Origin of the sequence: Pseudomonas sp. NBRC 111130, assembly GCF_001320485.1 — a bacterium.
GTDB lineage: Bacteria > Pseudomonadota > Gammaproteobacteria > Pseudomonadales > Pseudomonadaceae > Aquipseudomonas > Aquipseudomonas vlassakiae.
This window is the reverse complement of record NZ_BCBG01000015.1, coordinates 114794-137253: the sequence shown is the minus strand read 5'-3', so window position 1 is coordinate 137253 and position 22460 is coordinate 114794. Positions and strand designations below refer to the sequence as shown.

Annotated in this window: 21 protein-coding genes; 14 read left to right on the top strand and 7 right to left on the bottom strand. The window is 55.6% G+C overall.

Translation table 11 applies throughout. The features are described from left to right. Positions 1-114: 114 nt before the first annotated feature. Genes APH33_RS09250 through APH33_RS09230 form a run of 4 tightly spaced genes read left to right on the top strand, consistent with a single transcriptional unit; the run spans position 115 to position 6125 of the window. Entirely contained in the window at positions 115-1014 is a 900-nt protein-coding gene (locus tag APH33_RS09250; RefSeq protein ID WP_054884837.1) for a TnsA endonuclease N-terminal domain-containing protein, read from the top strand. After that, positions 1007-3175, top strand: a complete 2169-nt coding sequence (locus APH33_RS26510) for a Mu transposase C-terminal domain-containing protein (RefSeq protein ID WP_082433521.1) — start codon at positions 1007-1009, stop codon at positions 3173-3175. Before APH33_RS09250 ends, APH33_RS26510 begins: the two co-directional genes overlap by 8 nt. After that, the gene (locus APH33_RS09235) at positions 3172-4620 is read left to right on the top strand and encodes an ATP-binding protein (protein ID WP_054884834.1); all 1449 of its coding nucleotides are present in this window, start codon (positions 3172-3174) and stop codon (positions 4618-4620) included. Before APH33_RS26510 ends, APH33_RS09235 begins: the two co-directional genes overlap by 4 nt. Positions 4621-4643: 23 nt before the next feature. Beyond that, positions 4644-6125, top strand: coding sequence for a TniQ family protein (locus APH33_RS09230; protein WP_054884833.1), 1482 nt, complete (start codon positions 4644-4646; stop codon positions 6123-6125). Here APH33_RS09230 and APH33_RS27190 read toward each other — a convergent pair. Further along, a complete protein-coding gene (locus APH33_RS27190; protein ID WP_143524268.1) occupies positions 6097-7020 on the bottom strand; it encodes a TniQ family protein in 924 nt (307 codons plus the stop codon). The two genes, APH33_RS09230 and APH33_RS27190, sit on opposite strands and share 29 nt — an antisense overlap. A gap of 329 nt (positions 7021-7349) precedes the next feature. On the opposite strand from APH33_RS27190, the gene APH33_RS27940 reads away from it, so the two are divergent. The 3 genes from APH33_RS27940 (at position 7350) to APH33_RS09215 (ending at position 8476) form a co-directional block, all read left to right on the top strand. Then, positions 7350-7673: an antitoxin Xre/MbcA/ParS toxin-binding domain-containing protein gene (locus APH33_RS27940; RefSeq protein WP_054884855.1), complete on the top strand. Its 324-nt coding sequence runs from the start codon at positions 7350-7352 to the stop codon at positions 7671-7673. A gap of 144 nt (positions 7674-7817) precedes the next feature. After that, entirely contained in the window at positions 7818-8150 is a 333-nt protein-coding gene (locus APH33_RS09220) for a DUF2790 domain-containing protein (protein ID WP_054884832.1), read from the top strand. Between the two features lie 137 nt (positions 8151-8287). Then, complete coding sequence (locus APH33_RS09215) at positions 8288-8476, top strand: AbrB/MazE/SpoVT family DNA-binding domain-containing protein (protein ID WP_054884831.1); 189 nt, start codon at positions 8288-8290, stop codon at positions 8474-8476. A 104-nt stretch (positions 8477-8580) separates the two neighbouring features. Here APH33_RS09215 and APH33_RS09210 read toward each other — a convergent pair whose 3' ends face one another. The 6 genes from APH33_RS09210 to APH33_RS09185 all read right to left on the bottom strand — a co-directional run bounded on the left by APH33_RS09210 (position 8581) and on the right by APH33_RS09185 (position 13428). Further along, on the bottom strand, positions 8581-9036 hold the full coding sequence (locus APH33_RS09210) for a DUF411 domain-containing protein (protein ID WP_054884830.1): 456 nt from the start codon (positions 9034-9036) through the stop codon (positions 8581-8583). Beyond that, complete coding sequence (locus APH33_RS26505; protein WP_082433520.1) at positions 9026-9808, bottom strand: cytochrome c; 783 nt, start codon at positions 9806-9808, stop codon at positions 9026-9028. The genes APH33_RS09210 and APH33_RS26505 overlap by 11 nt, the downstream gene beginning before the upstream one ends. Positions 9809-9818: 10 nt before the next feature. Further along, a complete protein-coding gene (locus tag APH33_RS09200; protein WP_054884828.1) occupies positions 9819-10919 on the bottom strand; it encodes a copper resistance protein B in 1101 nt (366 codons plus the stop codon). Continuing rightward, the gene (locus APH33_RS09195) at positions 10909-11232 is read right to left on the bottom strand and encodes a hypothetical protein (protein WP_082433519.1); all 324 of its coding nucleotides are present in this window, start codon (positions 11230-11232) and stop codon (positions 10909-10911) included. Before APH33_RS09195 ends, APH33_RS09200 begins: the two co-directional genes overlap by 11 nt. Before the next feature lie 14 nt (positions 11233-11246). Next, entirely contained in the window at positions 11247-13040 is a 1794-nt protein-coding gene (locus APH33_RS09190; protein WP_054884826.1) for a copper resistance system multicopper oxidase, read from the bottom strand. A 181-nt stretch (positions 13041-13221) separates the two neighbouring features. After that, positions 13222-13428: a co-regulatory protein PtrA N-terminal domain-containing protein gene (locus APH33_RS09185; protein WP_054884825.1), complete on the bottom strand. Its 207-nt coding sequence runs from the start codon at positions 13426-13428 to the stop codon at positions 13222-13224. Between the two features lie 165 nt (positions 13429-13593). Between APH33_RS09185 and APH33_RS09180 the strand changes: the two genes are divergently transcribed. The 7 genes from APH33_RS09180 (at position 13594) to APH33_RS09150 (ending at position 22354) form a co-directional block, all read left to right on the top strand. Beyond that, entirely contained in the window at positions 13594-14271 is a 678-nt protein-coding gene (locus APH33_RS09180; RefSeq protein WP_054884824.1) for a heavy metal response regulator transcription factor, read from the top strand. Continuing rightward, positions 14271-15671, top strand: coding sequence for a heavy metal sensor histidine kinase (locus APH33_RS09175; RefSeq protein ID WP_054884823.1), 1401 nt, complete (start codon positions 14271-14273; stop codon positions 15669-15671). The genes APH33_RS09180 and APH33_RS09175 overlap by 1 nt, the downstream gene beginning before the upstream one ends. Positions 15672-15707: 36 nt before the next feature. After that, positions 15708-16055: a hypothetical protein gene (locus APH33_RS09170; RefSeq protein WP_023048569.1), complete on the top strand. Its 348-nt coding sequence runs from the start codon at positions 15708-15710 to the stop codon at positions 16053-16055. An 86-nt stretch (positions 16056-16141) separates the two neighbouring features. Continuing rightward, positions 16142-17392, top strand: a complete 1251-nt coding sequence (locus tag APH33_RS09165; protein ID WP_054884822.1) for a TolC family protein — start codon at positions 16142-16144, stop codon at positions 17390-17392. Further along, positions 17389-18849: an efflux RND transporter periplasmic adaptor subunit gene (locus APH33_RS09160; protein WP_054884821.1), complete on the top strand. Its 1461-nt coding sequence runs from the start codon at positions 17389-17391 to the stop codon at positions 18847-18849. The genes APH33_RS09165 and APH33_RS09160 overlap by 4 nt, the downstream gene beginning before the upstream one ends. Continuing rightward, positions 18846-22004, top strand: coding sequence for an efflux RND transporter permease subunit (locus APH33_RS09155; RefSeq protein ID WP_054884820.1), 3159 nt, complete (start codon positions 18846-18848; stop codon positions 22002-22004). The genes APH33_RS09160 and APH33_RS09155 overlap by 4 nt, the downstream gene beginning before the upstream one ends. Beyond that, complete coding sequence (locus APH33_RS09150) at positions 22001-22354, top strand: copper-binding protein (RefSeq protein ID WP_023048565.1); 354 nt, start codon at positions 22001-22003, stop codon at positions 22352-22354. The genes APH33_RS09155 and APH33_RS09150 overlap by 4 nt, the downstream gene beginning before the upstream one ends. Positions 22355-22460 lie beyond the last annotated feature (106 nt).

Sequence of the window (22460 nt, the reverse complement as noted above, 5' to 3'; positions counted from 1 at the left end):
TCGCTGTGACTGTTGTCCTGGCTGAGCCCGCTCTCTGGCGTGTCCTCATTGCACGCCAGCCGTCCTCGTCCTCGTCCTAGTCGAGCGGATCGCCCAATCATGAGCGTCTCGAACATGGCATCTGTGCCCATAGCTCCGGTCAAGGCTGCGCATCGCTTGCTGATGACCCAGTCAAAAATAGATAAAAAAATTCAATCGGGTCGTGGAAATGGAGTGAGAGATTCCTATAAACCGTGGATCCAGGTGTGGGATATCAAATCAAAGGGTGTCTCTCATATGATCGCGGGAGTAAAAATTCATCGCACTCACCACCTGCTGTCCAATGCAGAGCGAGATTACCTCACCATTCTTGAGCATGATGCCTCGATCATCGATATCCGAGAGCAGTATCCCCTGTTGACACAGGCTGAGACCCAAGCAATTGCCTCAAGCATTAACTGTCGACACCCTGTATATCCTGGCACGCAAACACCTGTCGTTATGACGACGGACTTCCTCATTACCTTTGTGGATACCTCTGGCGAAGCCCGGCTAGCCGCTCGCTCAGTGAAATATCGAAAGGAATTAGAGCAGGCTGATCTTCATGCTCGGAATCGAATAGCTGAAAAGCTAGCCATTGAAAAAAAATACTGGTCAATAAGGGGCGTTGACTGGAAGCTGGTTTTGCACGAAAACCTCCCGAAGACAAAAATAGCAAACCTCAGAATTCTCAGGACGTACGCCAGTATCCATCCCTCGTTGCCGACAGAGAAGAATATCGACAACTTGCTTGAATACATCGAGGGAACAAAGACTGATCAAATACCGCTAAAAGTTCTTTTGGAGAAGGCGTCTCGTGACCTATACATTGAGTATATGGGCATAAAGCGTCTCTTCCATCACCTGCTATGGATCGGTCGTTTAGAGTCTGATCTTACCTCGAAAGTAATAAGCTTGTCGCAGCCGTTGCACGTATGGCCGAGCCACAGGTCAGCGGCTTTGTCTCCGCCAACCGAGATTTCCCATCATGCTTGATCTTAAGGTAAACAGCATTGTTACGCCTGGCGTAGAACCTAGCCTACTAAAAAAAGCGGTTAGGGTATTGGGTATAAATAATGATTCTGTTGTTGTGATTGAGCTGAGTACGAATCCCAGCAAGCCGTGGCCGATTGATAAGTCCGTTTTGATTGACGATATTGATTCAGGGCGCGCAGTCTTAAGTCAAGAAATGGTCCCTTTACATCTGCTCAGAAGCGATGATGAAATTAGTGAAAATGAAAAAGCTAGCCGTAATCGAAATTGGAACCTTCTAAGGGGTTTAGTAGAAGATCGCTCCGCCTTGGAAATTCTTGGGCCGGGATTCGGAGGGCTTGTTGCTAGGCATGCCTTAGAGACAGGAGTAGAGCGTAAGCAGATATACCGGCTCCTATACCGCTACTGGAGCATGGGTCAAACGCCTAACGCGTTTCTTTGGAACACTAGCGCTTGCGGTGGTCGAGGGAAGAAAAAGGATCGATCCTCAGGCATTATCCCCGGTAGGCCGCGTAAGTATCTTGGTGTTGTTGTCAATGATGATGGGGCCATCACGCTTGAGCAGCGCCATCTCTCTCATATCCGTTTGGCTTACGGGCGGGTCGCCAGCGGCAAATGTGGCACCCTTAAAGATGCCCATAAGTGGATGTTAAACAAATTTTATAGAGAGACTCTCCCAGATGGCTCGAAAGGAAATATTGTACGCGGCAGTTACCCGACTACTACCCAGCTTAGATATCACGGTAAACTGTTTTTCGATGATCTTTATAAGCTTAAGGTGCGTGGCGGTTCTGTCCGATACAACAAGGATCATCGTGCTATCGTTGGTTCAGCGTCCCAAGGCCTGATGGGGGCAGCCCACCGATACGAGATAGATTCAACCATCGCTGATGTCTATTTAGTGCATCGCGTTAACAGGCTATGGCTCATTGGGCGCCCCATACTTTATGTGGTTGTCGATACCTATACTAGAATGATTGTAGGGATTCACGTGGGCCTTGAGGGACCCAGCTGGAACGGGGCTCGACACGCGATATACAACGCTTGCACCCCAAAGGTTGAATTTTGCAAGCGATACAATGTTGATATCGATGAGGCGGACTGGCCATGCTCGCACCTGCCAGTCGAAATTGTTGCTGACCGGGCTGAGCTTCTAAGCGAGGCAGGGGCAACGCTATCGCAAAGCTTGGGGCTAGCGGTGGAAATTTTGCCTCCCTTCAGGCCTGATTGGAAAGGGATCATTGAGAGCCGCTTCCGTCTCATCAATGAACACCTCGACTTGAAATTTATTCCAGGCGGTGTGGATGCTCGCAAGATGGAGCGTGGCGATAGGGACTACCAACTCGATGCGGTTTTGGATATCGACGAGTTCACCGAAATGGTTATTGTAGGAGTCTTGGCGCACAATAAAAGCCTACGAATACCACACCTTTTAAATCGCGAGATGATTGCTGACGGTGTAGAAGCCACGCCTATTGCAGTTTGGAAATGGTCGAAGGCTAATAGCCCAATCAATTCAAAAGTAGTATCTCCGGCTGAGTTAAAAATTGCCTTATTGCCATCTCAGGAGTGTCGTATCAGTCGAGGCGGTATTGTTTTCCAAGGAGTACAGTATACATGTCAAACAGCATTGCGTGAGGAGTGGTTGGAGCGCTCGCATAACCTGCGGACGAAATATGTTCGAGTATTCTATGATCCTAACTCTATTGAAAACTGTTGGATCAAGTCCGAAGCAGGTTTTGAGGCTTTAACTATTGTACCGCACCAAAGACAGAAATATGGTGGACTCCGTATGGAGGAGGTTCTTGATATGATCCATGTCTTGAACCAGGTTTCGCCTGATGCCCGTTACGACAGTGATAATACTGCGGCGCTGGTAAGGGGACGACAAGAGGAAATCCTTGACCGGGCCAAATCCAAACGTGCCGCACAGGGTGACCCGAAATCGAATGCAGATTTCAAGCGGGACAAACGTGCCAAGCGTGCTATCGAAGCTCAGACCGAGCGCGACTCCCATACCGCTGATCTGAATCAGCTACGCGTTGTGGATAACACGTCTCCTGTGGCAGAGAATTCTAAGCTAGTCACCGGCAGGCCCAGTTCCGCGAGAAGTGCGGCGTTTCTGAAACTAGTGGTCAGCGAGGGAAGCGAGGCTGAGACATGAACGATTTGACCTTCTCCCCCGCAGAATACATTCCTACAGGCATGCCTCTGTACGATGGGAACCCGCTGATCGAATGCTTGCCTAGAATTCTTTCGGATGTTGACGTGGTTAGGCGCGTTGGGAACCTTCCTCCAAAGCCCGACGAGGCCGAACGAGCGTTGCCCCCGAAGCTTCGCGGCCATGGGATCAACCGGCTGAAAGATGTTGTGGTTCCATTTGAAATCCACCTGCGTCTTGAAGACCTCTTCAGCCAGTTGATTCGCTACGGATATACGGGCCGCAATCCTCTGTTGGCCTCCTCCGTTAGGCATCGGTTGCCTTCCTCAGCGGAAGCCAAAGGCCATGGATTCATGTCTACCGCTGAGACGATGACCCTCATCGGCCTGAGTGGTATGGGCAAGACCACAGCGCTTAATTCCATAGCAAGGCTTTATCCGCAGGTTATCAGTCACAGCCGATATAAAGACGCGATTCTCATCGAAACCCAGGTTGTATGGCTTAAGATTGAGTGCCCGCATGACGGCTCGTTGCGCGGTTTTTGTGCAGCATTCTTCTCCGCCCTGGATGCTGCGTTAGGAGTCGAAAAATACTCGCGAAGAGGTGGCGCCGCCAACAGCATTAGCGTAATGCTCCAGCACATCAGTCAGCTGTGCAAAACCTTTTTCATCGGTGCTTTAATAATTGATGAAATGCAGCATCTTTGCTCGTCGCGGGGTGGGCAGGATCGAGAAAAGTTGCTGAATTTCTTCGTAACTTTATCCAACGATGCGGGCGTTCCGCTTGTCTATGTAGGGACCAACGCAATGCTTCCGCTATTTTCAGGTGTGCTGCGCAATGCCCGAAGAGCGGCGGGAATGGGGCCAATCGCTTTTGACCGATTCAGCGAAGACGATCCGTTTTGGGAGCACTTGGTGTCCCAGCTCTGGGCCTATGACTGGACGGCATCCTGCGCTCCCCTGACGAATGAGCTCCTGTCCAAGATCTATGATCTCACTCAGGGCAATACAGATTTCTTAGCAAAACTGCTTATGCTTGCGCAGCGCCATGTAATTTGGGAGGGCATCGACACCATTACGCCACTGGTGCTTCAGCAGGTGTATGACAGTCAAATGAGGCTTTTGCACAAGCCCATCGAGGCCCTACGAAGCGGTGATCCACTTCAGATTGCTGATTTCGAGGACATGATGCCTACAAAAGACCAAATCGCCCAAATGATGAGCTACGACTTGGCTCGCCGGGCGGACAGGGCTCATCTTTCGCTACTTACACAAGCCGCGATTACTCCTCCACCTCTAGCCGAAGATAAATCGGTTCCGAAGGCTCCAAATCGTACGGTCGTACCGGTTGCTGATGGCGCGTTAGATAACGTGCATTTTTCGAAGCACGAAGACCTCCAGGATCAGCTCGAACAGCGCGGCTGGGTGGATAGAGATTCTTCCTGGTGACATGAGGCAGGGAGTTCAGGGTAATGGCTGATCTTCTGTTGTGCTTTCCAAAGCCGTTTCCGGATGAGTCGCTCTATAGCCTGGCCGTTCGCTATCACAAGCTAGCGGCGAATCCGGGATACCGCGTGACGAGCCAAGAGCTCTTCGGCAGCTACTCGCGTACATGCGGTTCTATCCTGCCGTGCTGCTTAGGGGCTCTGTCAGAGCGTCTGGGAGGTGCCATTTCTGTAAGACAGCTGATCGAGCGCTTCACGCTTTTACCGCTTTATTTGCCTTTTTTAAATGACGAGAAAGGCCGCGACGCCGCCATTCTGATGGGAGGTAATCGAGGGACAGGCCTCAAGATGGCCTTGGGCATTACAGCATCGCGCTTCCTCCAACACGCCTCGTTTAGGTATTGCGAGAGCTGTGTGAGAGAGGACATTCTGGAGTGCGGCCTAGCCTATTGGCACCGCATTCACCAGGCTTCGGGCGTTTGCGTCTGTCCACGCCACAGCGATGTACTACAAGCAATGACATTTCCCGGAGGGTCGGACTGGCGTTGTATGTTGCTTCCGGGGGAATCTGCTGGAACGCCGGTTATGGACTGCGGTGACCACACTGGGGCCGTTGCCATTGCCCGCATGCAGTTGTGGGGGCTCGACCATCCCGATGAGATGAAAACGATTCAGGCTGGAAATTTGCTCAGGAAACGTTTGGATGAGATGGGCTTTATCAGGTCTGGACGAATTAGAGAGCAGATGCTGAGAGATTTCTTAACCAGACGACTTCGGTGCAGTCCTAGCGCCGCCGAGTTTGAAGAAATAGTCAGATCCGCTGACTGGGTCTTTCAGATGTTGCGGCGACACGGTCGAATCGTGCAGCCCTTAAAGTTCTATTTTCTCTGCTGGCTCCTTGATCTAGGGCTGGAACACCTGAAGCCCTACCGTCTGGACGCCGATATTTGCGCCGGTGTTGGGGTCCGGCGTGATAAATCGCAGCACCTCATGCAGGACGATGACCTTCACGCCCGGCGAATAGCCTTTGCAAAAAGTGCGAACCTCAAATGTCATGACAAGCCGGGTTATCAGTGGTTGTACCGCAACGACAGGGAATGGTTGGCTCGTTATGTTGCTGCGAACCCCTACCACAGAGACCAAAGAATTTTGGTCGATTGGCAATCCAGGGACTCGGCCCTTGCGTTGCAGCTCGCTAAAGCGAAGACGATCATTCTTTCTGTAGACGGAAAGCCTCAGCAGGTCACCCGTGCTGCTCTATGCAGGGGTGTCATAAACGGTTCAGCTCTCCTCAAAATGCCACAAAACTTTCCGATGAGCATAGGGTTGATGGCGGATTTGCTTGAATCTACTCATGACCACCAGCTACGTAAAATTCGGTGGGCAATTCGAGAATATTCTCTGACTGAAAACTGTGCGATGAGTGTTCTCTACCGTTATGCAGGAATACGGATATCTCGCGTCTCCGATCATGAAGTTCTTAGGCAGATACGTGACGATAGGGATTAGTTCTATTGGCCTCGTACAAAAGTTTATTGAATATAGATCTCTTCTTCTCTCGCAGAGCTTCTTGCTCGCTCTTGTTATTTAGCAAATTGAAATAGTTTTCAGCGGTGTTGCATCCTAAAAACACATAGATAGGATATTTGTCGCTGGTGGCAATATTTGTGTTAGTAAGTTTTGAATCTATTCCCATTTCCTTTTTGATAAGTTTGGAAATATTTAGCTCGGTTTTATCGAATGCATAAGTGCGACTTATCATGAGACTTGCATATGCGACAAAGCCTGCCACTCCATCATTGATCATCGGGCCGCGATAGTCCAAAAGATCTGCGACAAATTTTGCGTACATATAGCGGGTTGATCCGAATTCTCGTTTTTGACGTCTTGGCCATTTGTTGTGTTTGCTACACTTGGCTAGGTGACCAATATCGTGCTTTTTTAGTGGCATTGAGCAGGACGGACATGTCTCGATTAGAGTACAGGCATGAGTGCTGCAAACCTGTACAGAGCCCAACACGTGCCTGCAATGAATGTAGGGGGTTCCACAATTATGCAGGTCCTCGCGAACACAATCTGGACAAACTTTTGCCCAAGTCTTCGGTGTAACGATTGCGGTCGCTCGATGACGCCCGAGGGCGGCTATCATAGGATACAAAGTGTGATTATTCAGAGCTAATTCCGAAATTTTGTGTTCGTTCAGTAGCTTTGGGTAATGAAATTCTTGATGCGGCCGCCACTCTGTTTGCAGGGGGCCAAAGGTTTTATTTATCCCGAAGCCAGCACGAGGTATCGGTTTTATATAGAAATCTTCAGTTTTTAAGGATTTAATACCTAGAAGCTCATTGCCGCGCTTAAGCGCTGATGCGATATATTCTCCAGGTAATGGTGCAAAAATTTTCATGAAATAAGGTTCTGATACCCGTTGCTAGACGAGCGGTAAGCTATTTTAGTTAGAGGATACCGGTATTGCATCCACATTATTGATCGTGTTGGGCTAAGGTGTGAAGGTGAAAGGGCGTCGGACGTGCTTAGGAATCAAAATGGCTCCAGTCCGGCAGCCACGCACAAGAGGAGGTCGATGTAGTGAATCCTACAAGCACGCGCCCACCTGTTGAATCGCAGGCCTTTCCACCGACATTCCACCTGGTTCATACCCACCCTGACGAGTTGAGCCAGCTGGAGCTCCTGCGTCTAGTCCAAGCAGGTTTTTTTTTCAGCGACGTAAAGTGCATGGTCGAGTCATCGAGCCTGTTCAAGGCTCGGAACCTCGTTGGGAGAATCACAGGAAGATCGACCAGAAGCATTCACCGTCTGAGCCATCCCGATCAGGCCCATCGCCTGGACACCCAGCAGAGCGCGGTGGCGTTCCAATATGCAAAAGGACTGGAGCTTGCATCGAAGGCATTTGGCTCTCAGATGCTCGCGGAGCAGTGGCTTTGCAGACCGTGCGGTCATTTGATGGGTTTTGTACCCTTCGAAATGCTCGACACGGCGCTCGGGTTCAGCGTGGTAGCGGACTATCTTGAACGTCTACGCGTGGGTGTCTACCAGTAGTTAGCCTGAGTGGAAATTGGTATGCGGTGAAGACGCAACGTTACCGTCTTCAACAAGCGGGACTTACAACCTTGTAATCCCCGTATCACTCAATTGACAGCGACAAAACCTTAATCTTCAGTCACGTCTAGTGGAGTGATTGAAATGAAAGTCATCAAAAGCATCACCGCGATCCTGGCCATAGTGGCCTCCTCAGCCGCGCTTGCCGAAGGAGGATCCGACCGTCTATACGGGAAGATGATTCAGGCCAATGAGCAAGCTATGCGAGCTTATGCAGCCGCCAATGGTAAGAAGCCACCTGAGGTGATCCATTATCACTACGGGATGCGGCTCGACGTGGCGAGGGTAATCAGCATGACATCGACCAAGGCGAGTTGCGACGTGATGCCGGCACAGATGAACTACGAGGATTCCAACGGAGACGTGAAAATCCTTGAATACCGGACCGCTGGAGTCGGTTGCCGGGGCCAGAACTGAGCATTCAGCGAGCGGACAGGGCTTACGCTGATAAAAAGCCGGGTTGAAGCGTCAATTCCGGCGATTGATCGCCTGGTGACCGGCTTACATGACTCGGGGAGTACGATGAGGATTGGTAGCTCAGACAGGAGAGCCTAATGACTGAATCAGTGCGCACCACGGTAAAGTGCCTTGATCCTGGCGACGGCTCCGGCGATGTCATTGTGGAATTACCCGACAATTTTCTGCGCGAGCTGGGGCTCACGACGGGCGACATACTCTCCATCGAGCTCATCAACGGCGGTATCGTACTCAAGCCAGTACGCGAGTGCCGTGAATCTGATTAGCTACCTTTTGCAGGCCCACTGTATCGTCGTGTTGAGCAGATGAAGCTTTCTAGCGGAGCACATGGGACGGCAGTCAGCCTACTGCCGTCCTTCGGGTCGATGAGTTATTTGGCCGGATAGTTGGCGACTACTTGGTCCTCGCCGCTTTTGGTTAAACCAATGACTTGGTAGGCATGGCTTACGCCATCAACCTCCATGCCTGGGGATCCAGCTGGCATTCCTGGTACGGCGATCCCGGCCAGATCGTACCGCCCCCTGAGTTCTCGAATCTGCTCAGCTGGCACGTGACCTTCGACAAACTTTCCGTCGATCACAGCTGTGTGGCAGGACGCTAACCGTGGCGCTACGCCCAGCTTCTGTTTCACTGCGCTCATGTCCGTCTCAACATGGTCGATCACTTTGAAACCATTAGCTTCCAGGTGCGCAATCCACTTCTTGCAGCAACCGCAGTTCGCGTCTCGGTGAACGTCGATGGACAATGGCTCGGCAGCGTAGGCCGCAGAGGTCACCAGAAGCCCAGCGATAGCGGCTAGCCGAACGAATACCTGGTTAGTTGGCATGAGTGTGCTCCTTACCGTCTTTGTGAACATGCGTCTTAGGCGACGATGCCGGGTGGCCATCCGAATGGGCCTCGACCGCATTGTGGTCACCGTGATGATCTGCCGCTTGGGCGGAGCCTGCGGGTGCAGTTCCGTGGTCGTGAGCTGCCTGGGCATGATCGTCGTCTGCCGCTTCGTCGTGATCACCATGCTCGGCACGACCGCCTACGCCGTGCTGGCCCTCATGGTTGTGCATATCGCTTTCACCGCCGCCGTGCTGGTGGCCACCGCTCGTGGCCACTAGAGCCTTGTACTGCTCAGGATTCATTTGAGGCAGTTGGTCCAGGAACGCGACGATTCCCCAGATGTACTCGTCACCCATGCTCTTGCCCCAAGCGGGCATGCCGGTGGCTTTGATACCGTGTTTGATCGTCCAGAATGCGGCGGCCGGATCGCCTCCGACACCGACCTTGGTGAGGTCAGGTGGCGACGGATATAGCGCTTGGCTTAGTTCAGTCTTCCCAACGCCTGGGGCGAGGTGGCACCCAATGCACATGGCGTTGTAGTTGCCTGCTCCTGCCTTGATCAACGCGGCATTCTTTAGGTCAGGCACTTCAATGTCTCGCGCTCGAACCTCAATCGACCGGTCGCGAGCCATGGCGAGAAACGAATGGACAGCCGGAAAGTGAGGATCATCGGCGCCGACATTCACCAAGCCGAAATACGCCGTGCCCAATACAGCAGCACTTCCGACAGCACCGGCCACGAGCAGCGTTGTAATTGTTCTTTTCATGTTGGAATTCTCAGAACCACATCCTGATACCGGCAACGAAGCGTGCCTCATTAACATCTCCGCCCTCGTCTCGGATGAAGTCAGCGGTGTTGCCGTAGGAGCGGCTCCAGGTAACGCCTATGTATGGAGCAAACTGGCGGACAATTTCATACCGTAGACGCAGCCCGACTTCGGTATTGGCCAGACCCGAGCCAACACCGCGCTCAGGATCGTTCTTGCCATAGAAGTTCGCCTCGGCCGTGGGCTGCAAAATCAAGCGATTGGTCAGCAGGATGTCGTATTCGCCCTCAAGACGCGCAGCAGTCTGGCCGTTCTCGCCTATGAACGCCGTGGCTTCGGCCTCGAAGTCATACAAGGCCATGCCCTGAATACCAAAGGCTGCCCAGGTCTGTGGGGATTCCGGTTTGAAATCCTGACGGACCCCGGCGACCACATCCCACCATGGACTGACCGAGCGGCCGTAAAGCAATTGCATCTCGGCGTCTTCGGTTACCCCATTGGTGCGCTCGCCTTCCGAACGAACCCAGAGTCGATTAATGTCACCGCCTACCCAGCCTGAAGCGTCCCAGGCCAGGGTGCTGCCCTCATCGGCGTCCTGGTATTCGAGTTGGTCCAACAGGAAGAAACTGTTGATTCCGCTGTCGTGCACCTGATGTCCACCCAAAGGCGGAAAGGCTGCCTCACGGTCGGCTTCGGTGAGCACTGGAATCGGCGTGCGGCTTGTTGTGGTTGGAGAAGTCGCTGAATCATGGTTCATCTGTGAATGGTCCATACCCTTCATCGAACCGTGATCCATGCCCTTCATGTTTCCATGGTCCATCTTGCTATGGTCCACCGGGCTGGATTTGCTCTGGCTTTGAGCATGCCCCATCTGGCTGTGATCAACAGGGGCAGTCTGTTTCTGCTGTTTGCTAACCCCCATCTTGCTGTGATCCATCGCCGGCATCGATTCGGACGGAGCAGCATCCATTTGCATGGAACCGTGCCCCATATTCGAATGATCCATGCCCGAATGATCCATTACTTCAGCGGCGAAGCTGGGCGTTACGCCCAGCATGCCGATTGAAACTGTCAAGGCCAGCAGCGAAGGCCGCCCAAAGCTATTGGCCATCTTTTCCTGCCTTAGCTTTGTCGCTGCCATGCGATTCCATCATTTTGTCGTGGTCCATGCCCTCCATCGAACCATGGTCCATCCCCTTCATCGAGCCGTGATCCATACCTTCCATGGAACCATGGTCCATGCCTTCATGGTTCATCCCTTGGCCCTGCTTGTTCTGCGAGCCTTTGGCTTTGCTTGCCTCGGTGGATTTCTGTGAGTGCTGATCATGGTTGTCGCTGGACCACGACGACGGGGCATAAATAGCCAGCATGCCTACCATCGCAGCAGAAAGGAAAAAGGCGCTTCGTTTCATTGGTTTGCTCATCTCAGATCTCCAGTTCATTCGTCCACACGGACTTCTCGGAACATGCCCATTTCCATGTGGAACAGTAGGTGACAGTGATAGGCCCAACGTCCCAAGGCATCTGCGGTGACGCGATAGCTTCGTTTTGAGCCAGGTGGCATGTCGATGGTGTGCTTGCGAACCATGAAGTTGCCGTTCTCGTCCTCCAGATCACTCCACATACCGTGGAGATGGATGGGGTGAGTCATCATGGTGTCGTTGACCAAGGTGATGCGAAGACGCTCGCCATATTTCAACCGCAGCGGTTCAGCGTCGGAGAATTTGATACCGTCGAACGACCACGCGAACTTCTCCATGTGGCCGGTAAGGTGCAGTTCGATTGTCCGTCCAGGCTCTCGACCATCGGGATCGATGAAGGTGCTCCGCAAATCGGCGTAGGTCAGCACTCGGCGTCCGTTGTTGCGCAGGCCAATTCCCGGATCGTTCAGCTTCGGGGTCGGCGACATGGTCTGCATATCGACCAACGGGTTGTTGGTCTCGGAAGCTGGATGGCTCTGCATTGCACCGCTCATGCCGGCCATGCCCTCATGACCCATGCCAGCCATCTTGCTGTGGTCCATGCCGGCCATGCTGCCATGGTCCATGCCAGCCATCTTGCTGTGGTCCATGCCGGCCATGCTGCCGTGATCCATTCCGCCCATGCTGCCGTGGTCCATGCCCATGTCGCTCATGGCGATGATCGGGCGCGGATCTACCTCCGGCACGGGCGCTTGCAAGCCTTCACGAACTGCCAGGGTGCCTCGGGAGTACCCGGTACGGTCCATGGACTGCGCGAAGATCGTATAGGCCTGCTCGGTTTCAGGTTCGACGATGACATCGTAGGTTTCCGCAACGGCGATCCGGAACTCATCGACCGATACGGGTTTGACGTACTGGCCGTCGGCAGCCACAACCGTCATCTTCAGCCCAGGAATCCGGACATCGAAATAGGTCATGGCCGAGCCGTTGATAAAGCGCAGGCGGATTTTCTCGCCGGGCTTGAAGATTCCCGTCCAGTTGCCGTTCGGAGCCTGGCCGTTCATGAGGTAGGTGTAGGTATACCCGCTCACGTCAGCGAGGTCGGTGGGGCTCATCTTCATTTCAGCCCACATCTTCCGATCCGCTACAGCGGCCGACCAGCCTTTCTCGCTCACATCGTCAACGAAGTCGCCAACTGTGCGCTTGTGGAAGTTGTAGTAGTCAGATTGCTGCTTGAGTTTGGAGAGCACCCGCGCCGGGTCTTCATCCGTCCAATCGCTGAGCATGACGACGTAATCGCGGTCATACACAAACGGCTCGGGATCTTTGGCATCGATCACCAGAGCACCATAAACGCCGGACTGTTCCTGGAAGCCAGAGTGGCTGTGATACCAGTAAGTACCGTTTTGGTGGACCTTGAACTTGTATTCGTACATGCCATCGGGAGCGATGCCGTGGAAGCTCAAGCCCGGCACACCGTCCATGTTGGCGGGCAGGATGATGCCGTGCCAGTGAATGGAGGTGTCCTGTTTCAACCGGTTGCGTACGCGCAGCGTCACGGTGTCGCCTTCGCGCCATCGCAGGATTGGCCCTGGCACGGAGCCGTTGATGGCCATGGCCGTACGAGCTGAGCCCGTGATGTTGACGGGCAGGTCACCGATATACAGATCGAAGTCCGTGCCGCTGAGCACGTTCGGTTGGCCAGGGCTGGTCACGGCCCAGACCGGCGCGCGCCACATGCCGAGCCCACCCAGAAGTCCGGTAGCGGCCAGGCCTTTGACGAAAGATCGTCTCGTGGTTTTGCTTTGCATGCCGTTGCGTCCAGTCAGGTAGATCGCTGATATCCAGGCTGCTCGATGGCGCAGCCCTTGGGTTCATTGGAGCTCTCACCAGTCTCGTAGACTTTTGCCACTGCGCGAGGCTGATGAGAGGCCGTAGTCTGAAACTGCCATAGTTCAGATTCCGGGGTGATTACATTTCTGTAAGCTCGGATCAGCAGCTCTCGTGGCCCGCGTGCTTGCCGGACTGGGCGGCGACTGGCGCCTGCTCTTTCTTCTCCTGCGCAACCTGGTAGGCTTGCATGGAGCTTTGGCGAGCCGCTTCCATCCGCGCAAAGGTCCGGTCCGCGCCGCCCTCTGCCAGGGCGATGCCTGCCATGCCGAAGGTAACGATCATCACAATTGCTTTGACCATGTTCATCTGAAGATCCTCAGTGGCTTCTGCGCCTCATGGCGTCAGGTACAGGGTCAAGTTAGCCTCGCGGTGCTGTCAGAAAACTGAGCTCGACATTACTTTTCCGTCAGCTTCTGGTTGGGCGTCTTTTTTCCTGCAAACTGGAGATGCACCCCGCGTGGATGAGAGCAGATGAAATTACTCGTAGCCGAAGATGAGCCGAAAACCGGTGTCTACCTCCAGCAAGGCTTGACAGAAGCTGGCTTCACCGTTGACCGGGTGATGACAGGCACTGACGCCCTGCAACAGGCGCAGAGCGAAGTGTATGACTTGCTAATTCTCGACGTGATGATGCCGGGGCTTGATGGCTGGGAGGTCCTGCGCAAGATCCGTGCAGCGGCTAAGGATGTACCGGTCCTTTTCTTGACGGCCCGTGATGGCGTAGACGATCGTGTGAAAGGTTTGGAGCTGGGCGCTGATGATTACCTGGTGAAGCCCTTCGCATTCTCGGAGCTGCTGGCTCGGGTTCGCACGTTGCTGCGCAGAGGCAACGGTGCTTCTGCTCAAACCACCATGAAGATGGCAGACCTTGAGGTGGACCTGCTCAAGCGTCGGGCTACGCGAAACGGCAAGCGGATCGACCTTACCGCCAAGGAATTTTCCCTATTGGAGCTGCTCATGCGCCGACGCGGCGAGGTGCTCCCCAAGTCGCTGATCGCTTCTCAGGTCTGGGACATGAACTTCGACAGTGACACCAACGTGATCGAGGTCGCGATTCGCCGACTGCGGGCCAAGATTGATGACGACTTCGCGCCAAAGCTCATCCATACCGCCCGAGGCATGGGCTACATGATGGATGTGCCCGAGTAATGCGCCCACAATCATCGCTCGTCAAGCGACTGACCCTGATGTTCATGTTCGCGGTGACTGCTGTCTTGGTCGTTGCCGGCGTGGCTTTCTACGGACTCAGCCAACACCATTTCCGGATGCTGGATGAGCAGGCACTCTCCGAAAAGCTGGAGTCAACGCGTCATATCCTGTCCATCTCAGCAGCGCGAGGCGGGCTCGACGATCAGGAGCAGCAGCTGCGGGCGTTGCTCGGCGCACATCAGGATCTTTCGGCGAAAATCACCAAAACTGACGGAACGGTCCTTTTTTCAGAACCCAAGGCTTCACAAATTCCTGAGCAGTTCGAGCAGGCGCACCGGGGCGCAGTTTGGGAATGGCAGGATGAAGCGCAGAACTTCCGGGGTATCACCGCCCAGTTAATCATCGCGGGTGAGCCGGAACCGGTGACGGCCGTGCTGATGCTCGATGTCACCACTCACGCGCATTTCTTTATCACCCTGCAATGGTGGTTCGGCATCGGCTTGGTGATCAGCGCGATTGTGAGCGCAGGCTTGGGCTGGGTCGTTGCCAAGAGTGGGCTTCGGCCTGTTGGACAAATCACCAAAGTGGCCACCGGGATGTCGGCAAGATCGCTCCGCGAGCGCATTCCGCTGGAGCCCGTACCGCTAGAGCTTCAGGAGCTCATCCTGTCTTTCAACGGGATGCTGGGACGGTTGGAGGATGCATTCGTTCGGTTGTCCAACTTTTCTGCCGATATCGCTCACGAGTTGAGAACGCCGGTCAGCAACCTACTGACCCATACCGAAGTGGTGCTCACCAAGAAGCGTGACCTGGATGCCTATGAGGAAAACCTCTATTCGAATCTGGAGGACCTTAAGCGCATGTCGCGCATGATCGATGACATGCTTTTCCTTGCCAAGGCGGATAACGGTCTCATCGTGCCCGAGCAGGTCGATGTGGACCTCTCCGAACTGGTATCCAAGCTGTTCGAGTACTACCAGTTCCTGGCCGAGGACCGGAGCATTCAGATGACCCTACAAGGTCGTGGCAAGGTTCGTGGCGATCGCCTGATGATTGACCGAGCGCTTTCCAACCTTTTATCGAACGCGTTGCGCTACACCCCGGAAGGCAACGAGATATCAGTGCAGATCGAGCAAACACGTGAAAACGTGACGTTGTCCATACGTAACAGCGGAGTAACCATCGATCCTCAGCACATTGGCAAGATCTTCGACCGGTTCTATCGGGCTGATCCAGCCAGACGCGAAGGTGGACCAAGCAATGCAGGTCTGGGCCTGTCGATAACACGCTCCATCATCGAGGCTCACAGCGGACGAATTTGGTGTACTTCAGCGGAGGGATTCACAACCTTTTACATCAGCCTTCCAGCCTCCAAGCGGTTGATTGGTGAAGCCTCTTAATGCTGAATTCATCCCGGTAACCTATACTCGCCCATCATGAAACGCTTCATTCGACTGCTCACCATCCTGATGCTTATCGTGGCGCTTCCGCTTAACGGGATGGCGGGCATCGATTCGGCGACTGAACCTTGTCCAATGCAGACCATGGGCATGGAAATGATGGCGGGCATGGACCATGACTGCTGCCAGGACCAAGAGCCGGGCAAGACTGGTGACCATGCCAAATCCTGCAAGGTAGGCCAGGAGTGCAGAACTGCCAGCACAGTGCAGCTCAGCTTCCTGACGCCTGGACTGACCTATGCCAAGCCACGACCTGCCGATACCTACGCTGTAGGCATAGCAACAGGTTCTCCCCCCGATCCATGGCGTCCTCCCCGCGTCTGACTCCCTCTTAATTTCACACCATCGTTCTGCCTAGCAGCGGGCCGATGGCACGCGCCTGGGCGCTGATCTTTCGAGGAATCATTCTCATGACTCCCCAACGTTTTCAGGGACGAACTTCCACTGCCGTCCTTTTCATACTGCTGCCGGCTGTCTCAGCACAGGCTGCAACGCTGTCGCTGGATGAAGCGCTGCAACTGGCTGAACGCAACGCTCCCTCTCTACAAGCCCGCCAGGAGCAGGCATCAGCTGCGCGCAACTTAGTCATTCCAGCGGGCGAACTACCCGACCCGCGCTTGAATCTTGGGGTACAAAACCTGCCGATTGAAGGCGCTGATCGCTGGAGCATGAACAGAGACTTCATGACCATGCAGGTGGTTGGCCTGTCCCAGGACGTACCGAACCGGGACAAGCGTAAAGCTCGCGTAGAGACAGCTCAGGCCACGGTCGAGCGAGCCGATGCTGAGGCGGTCTTCGAGCGCCTGAAGATTCGAGCGGCAACCGCGCAGGCTTGGGTTAATGCGTACACCGTGCAGCGAAAACTTGAACAGTTCGACGCTTTCTACAAAGAAAACCAGCTGCTGGCTTCTACGGTGCGGGCGCGCCTGGCCGGAGGCGCAGGCTCGACGGCCGATACGCTGGCTCCGAAACAGGAATTGGCGCAGTTGGACGAGCAGAAGGATGTTTTATTGAGTCAGGCAGCTCAAGCGCGATCCGCGCTGAAGCGCTGGATTGGGCAGGACGCCGAAGTAGGGGCGCCGACGTTCCCACTCTGGCCTGTAGACGCAGCTGAATACCTGCACTCCGTACATGCCCATCCGGAGCTCAATACCTACAACGCCATGACACGCGAGGCGCAAGCCCAGGTACACCAGGCCCAGGCAGAAAAGAAGTCGGATTGGTCTTGGGGGGTGGATTATCAGCGTCGTGGCCCGGACTTCAGCAACATGGTCAGCCTGCAAGTCAGCTTCCAGTTGCCGTTGTTCACCGGCTCCCGGCAAGACCCGATGATTGCGGCGCGACGCGCACAAGTTCGCCAGTTGGAGGATGAGCAGGATGCAGCCCTGCGCGAGCATCAAGCCCAGCTTGAAACAGACCTTGCCGAGTACCAACGTTTGCAGCGGGCGGTGCGGCGCAGTCGCGAGACGCTTCTACCTCTGGCCGAGGACCGGGTACGCCTCGCTCTGGCGGACTACCGCGCCGGTAAGTCGCCGTTGAGTGAAGTGCTGTCGGCACGTCGGCAACGCGTGGAAGCGCTGTTACAGGATGTGGATCTGCAAGGACAGTTGGCTGCAACAGCAGCGCGTCTGCATTTCGTATATGGAGAGGTGCGGGCATGAGGAATAGGTCGATTGGTTTGGTTGTGGCTGCTGCCCTTGCTATTGGAGCAGGCGCGGGCTTCTGGCTAGGAGGACGGGGCACGGTTACCCCATCGCAGCCAGTAGGTGAGCAAAAAGCGCTGTACTGGTACGACCCGATGTATCCCCAGCAGCATTTCCCGGCACCCGGAAAGTCGCCGTTCATGGACATGCCGCTCGTGCCCAAGTATTCAGACGAGACGGATGACAAGGGGCAGCCTGCGGTTCAGGTCTCGGCTGGGCTCCAGCAAAATCTCGGGATGCGATTGGCAACGGTGATGGCTGGCAGGCTTGAACGATCCCTGAGCGTGAGCGGCGTTCTGGCGTTCGACGAACGCGACTTCAGCGTGTTGCAGGCCCGTACTGGCGGTTACGTCGAACGCGTATATGGCCGGGCGGCGGGGGATATAGTTGCTAAAGGGGCTCCCCTAGCCGATGTGCTGACCCCGGAGTGGGCTGGTTTGCAGGAGGAATATCTGGCGTTGCGGCATTCCGGCGACGCTCAGCTGACGGCGGCGGCACGACAGCGGCTCCTGCTCTCCGGCATGCCGGTCTACCTGATCAACCGGGTCGCGAGCACTGGAAAGGTACAGCTCTCGGTCACACTTTCCGCGCCCACTGCCGGTGTCATCCAGGTTCTCGATCTGCGACCCGGCATGACGCTGACGCCGGGGACTACCTTGGCAAGGATCAACGGAGTGGCCAACGTCTGGCTGGAAGCCGCTGTGCCAGAAGCCCAGGCTCAAGGCCTGCGCGAAGGCCAGCCTGTGCAAGCGCAATTGCCAGCTTTCCCAGGCGATCCGGTACCGGGCAAGTTGACCGCGCTGTTGGCTGATGCCGATTTGCAAAGCCGCACGTTGCGCCTGCGTATCGAGTTGCCCAACCCGGATGGACGGCTTCGTCCTGGGATGACCGCTCAAGTGGCTCTCAATCCCGGCGTGTCTTCCGAGCAGAGCCTCTTGGTGCCTGCCGAGGCGGTCATACGCACCGGCAAGCGGGATCTGGTGATGCTGGCTGAAGAAGGTGGTCGCTTCCGACCGGTGGAAGTTGTGTTGGGTCAGGAGAGCAAGGGGCAAGTTGCGGTGTTGCAGGGCCTTCAGGCAGGTCAGCGCATCGTCGCGTCGGGGCAATTCCTACTGGACTCCGAAGCTAATTTGAAAGGCATCGAAGCGGCGACGGCGCCAGACGTTCAGCCAAAAGCGGGGCCCGCCTTACATGAAGCGAACGGCCGTATCGTGCAGATAGATGGAGCCCAGCTCACCGTTGACCATGGTCCCTTCCTCACCCTGGGTATGCCTGGGATGACCATGACCTTCCCGGTGGCTGATCAGTCGCTCCTTGATGGCCTCAAGGTCGGTGCACAGATTCGCTTTGGCATACGCGAACGCGACGAGGGCATGGTGGTTGAGCAGATCAAAGTGTTGGAGGGCCAACCATGATTGCCAAACTGATCCGCTGGTCGGTAGGCAACCGGGTACTGGTGCTGCTTGCTACGCTGTTTCTGGTGGCATGGGGCTTCGTCTCGGTGCGCAGTCTGCCAATCGACGCCTTGCCCGACCTGTCGGATGTACAGGTGATCATCCGCACGTCCTACCCAGGTCAGGCTCCTCAGATCGTTGAGAATCAGGTGACCTATCCGCTGACCACCACAATGCTCTCGGTTCCGGAGGCCAAAACGGTACGCGGCTTCTCCGCCTTCGGTGACAGCTTCGTCTACGTGCTGTTCGAGGACGGCACCGATCTGTATTGGGCGCGCTCTCGGGTTCTTGAGTACCTGAGCCAGGCACAATCGCGATTACCTGCGGCAGCCAAGCCGGTACTCGGACCGGACGCCACCGGAGTCGGGTGGATTTATCAGTATGCGCTGGTCGATCGCAACGGTGGCCATGACCTGTCGCAACTGCGCAGCCTGCAGGACTGGTTCCTGCGCTATGAGCTCAAGACCCTGCCGGATGTCGCTGAGGTGGCCACCATCGGCGGTATGGTCAAGCAATACCAAGTCCTCCTCGATCCGCTTCGCATGGCCAGCCTCGGTATCACCCAAGCTGAGGTGATAGAGGCTATAGGTAAGGCCAACCAAGAGACCGGCGGTGGTGTGCTGGAGCAAGGCGAAGCAGAATTCATGGTTCGTGCGGCCGGCTACCTAGGATCGCTGGACGATTTCAGAGCGATCCCTCTGCGACTGGCTACCAAGGGCGTGCCGGTGAACTTAGGCGATGTCGCTACGGTGCAGATAGGTCCGGAAGCCCGCAGAGGCATAGGTGAACTGGACGGCCTCGGTGAAGCCGTAGGTGGAGTGGTTATCCTGCGCAGCGGCAAGAATGCTCGTGAGGCCATCGCGCACGTCAAGGCCAAGCTCGAAACCCTGAAGAAAGGCCTGCCTGCCGGGGTGGAGCTTGTCACCGTCTACGACCGCAGCCAGCTGATCGACCGTGCTGTGGAGAACCTCAGTCACAAACTGGTCGAGGAGTTTGTGGTAGTGGCGTTGGTATGCGCAGCGTTTCTCTGGCACCTGCGCTCGTCGCTGGTGGCCATCGTGTCGCTGCCCGTGGGAATCCTGATTGCGCTGATCGTCATGCGTCATCAGGGTATCAACGCCAACATCATGTCCCTTGGCGGAATCGCTATTGCCATCGGTGCAATGGTGGACGCTGCCGTGGTCATGATCGAGAACGCCCACAAACGTGTAGAGGCCTGGCATGCCCAGCATCCTGGTCAACCTTTGCGGGGCGAAGCGCATTGGAACGTAATGACGGAGGCGGCCGTCGAGGTTGGACCAGCGCTGTTCTTCAGCCTCATGATCATCACGCTCTCGTTCATCCCGGTGTTCACGCTGCAAGCCCAGGAGGGCCGCCTCTTTGCCCCCCTGGCCTTTACCAAGACCTACGCGATGGCAGCGGCGGCTGCGCTATCGGTGACCCTGATACCGGTGCTGATGGGGTATTGGATCAGAGGGCCACTGCCTGCGGAACAGAGCAACCCGCTCAACCGGGGCCTCATCCGGCTGTACCGTCCGGCATTGGAGGTCGTCCTGCGCCGGCCCTTGCTTACCCTCGCTGGAGCATTGCTCATCCTGCTCAGCAGTCTGTGGCCCTTGAACCATCTGGGTGGCGAGTTTCTTCCCCCACTTGATGAAGGTGATCTGCTCTACATGCCTTCAGCCTTGCCTGGACTCTCCGCGCAGAAAGCTTCAGAGCTGTTGCAGCGAACGGATCGCTTGATTCGTACAGTCCCCGAGGTAGCCAGCGTCTTTGGTAAGGCCGGCCGCGCCGAATCGGCCACTGACCCTGCACCGCTGGAGATGTTCGAGACCACCGTGCGGCTCAAGCCCAAGAGTGAATGGCGTCCAGGTATGACCACTGAGAAGCTAATCGAAGAGCTTGACCGTATCGTGCGTGTGCCTGGGCTCACCAATATCTGGATTCCGCCTATCCGCAATCGGATTGACATGCTGGCAACCGGCATCAAGAGTCCGATCGGCGTCAAGGTTGCCGGCAGCGATCTGAACCAGATAGACCGGGCTACCCTTGCTGTGGAGCGGGCAGCGAAAAAGGTGCCTGGAGTGACTTCGGCCCTGGCAGAGCGTTTGACTGGCGGTCGCTACATTGATTTGGACATCGACCGCCATGCCGCTGCGCGTTATGGCCTGAACATTACCGACGTACAGGCTATTGTCGCCGGTGCCATAGGTGGCGAAACCATTGGGGAAACGGTTGAAGGGTTAGCTCGCTATCCCATTAGCGTGCGCTATCCACGAGAATGGCGTGATTCCGTGGAGGGGTTGCGTCAGCTGCCGATCTACACGTCGCAGGGGGGCCAGCTGACGCTTGGCACCGTGGCTCGCATACATATTGCCGATGGCCCGCCCATGCTCAAGAGCGAGAATGCTCGCCCCTCGGGCTGGGTGTACATCGATGTGCGCGGCAGAGACCTATCGTCTGTTGTGGCAGACCTGCGGCAGGTGATCGACACCGAGGTAAAGCTCGATCCGGGCATGAGCTTGAGTTACTCCGGGCAGTTCGAATACTTGGAGCGCGCTAACGCACGCCTGGCCTGGGTGGTGCCGGCGACGCTGGCCATCATCTTCGTGCTGCTCTACCTGACTTTTGGGCGCCTCGGTGAGGCGCTACTCATCATGGGCACGCTACCGTTCGCGCTAACCGGAGGCGTTTGGCTGCTGTACCTGCTGGGCTACAACCTGTCGGTGGCCACAGGCGTTGGTTTCATTGCCTTGGCCGGCGTAGCTGCGGAGTTTGGGGTGATCATGCTCATTTACCTGAATAACGCTTGGGCTGAGCGTCAGGCCAGTGGCGAAACCACACGAGCAGCGCTGCTCGGCGCAATCCGTGAGGGTGCGGTGCAGCGCATCAGACCCAAGGCAATGACCGTGGCAGTCATCGTTGCAGGCCTGCTGCCCATCCTCTGGAGCAGCGGTACCGGCAGCGAGGTCATGAGTCGCATCGCGGTGCCCATGGTCGGCGGCATGCTAACCGCTCCGTTGCTCTCCCTGTTTGTAATACCTGCGGCGTACTGGCTGATCCGTCGCCGCGAACTTACTGTCACTACCCCCAACCCCTCAGGAGAAAACCAATGAAAAAGCTAATCGTCATCGCAGCCCTGGTCACAGCTTTCGCCGCCAGTGTGCATGCCCAGGACATGGATGGTATGGACATGAAGAACATGCCAGCTTCCGCCGAAGGAGGCCAAGGCACCCAGGCGGCACCCACCGCGCATGCTGAAGGGGCAATAAAGGCGCTGGATCCTCAAAGCGGAAAAATCACATTGGCCCACGGCCCGGTAGCAGAGCTCAAATGGCCGGCGATGACCATGGGTTTCCATGCTGAGCCTGCACAGCTGAAGGGCTTGAACGTAGGAGACAAGGTGAAATTTGGGTTCCGTATGGAAGGAAGCGTCGCGAAGATCGTGAGCATTCATAAGCAGTGATGTTCAAGCCTTAAATGATCGGGCACGCCTTCACACCGAGAGGATTCGGACAAGCTTACAGAAATGTAATCAATCTTCAGGACCCCGTCAGGTCGAACGCTACGTA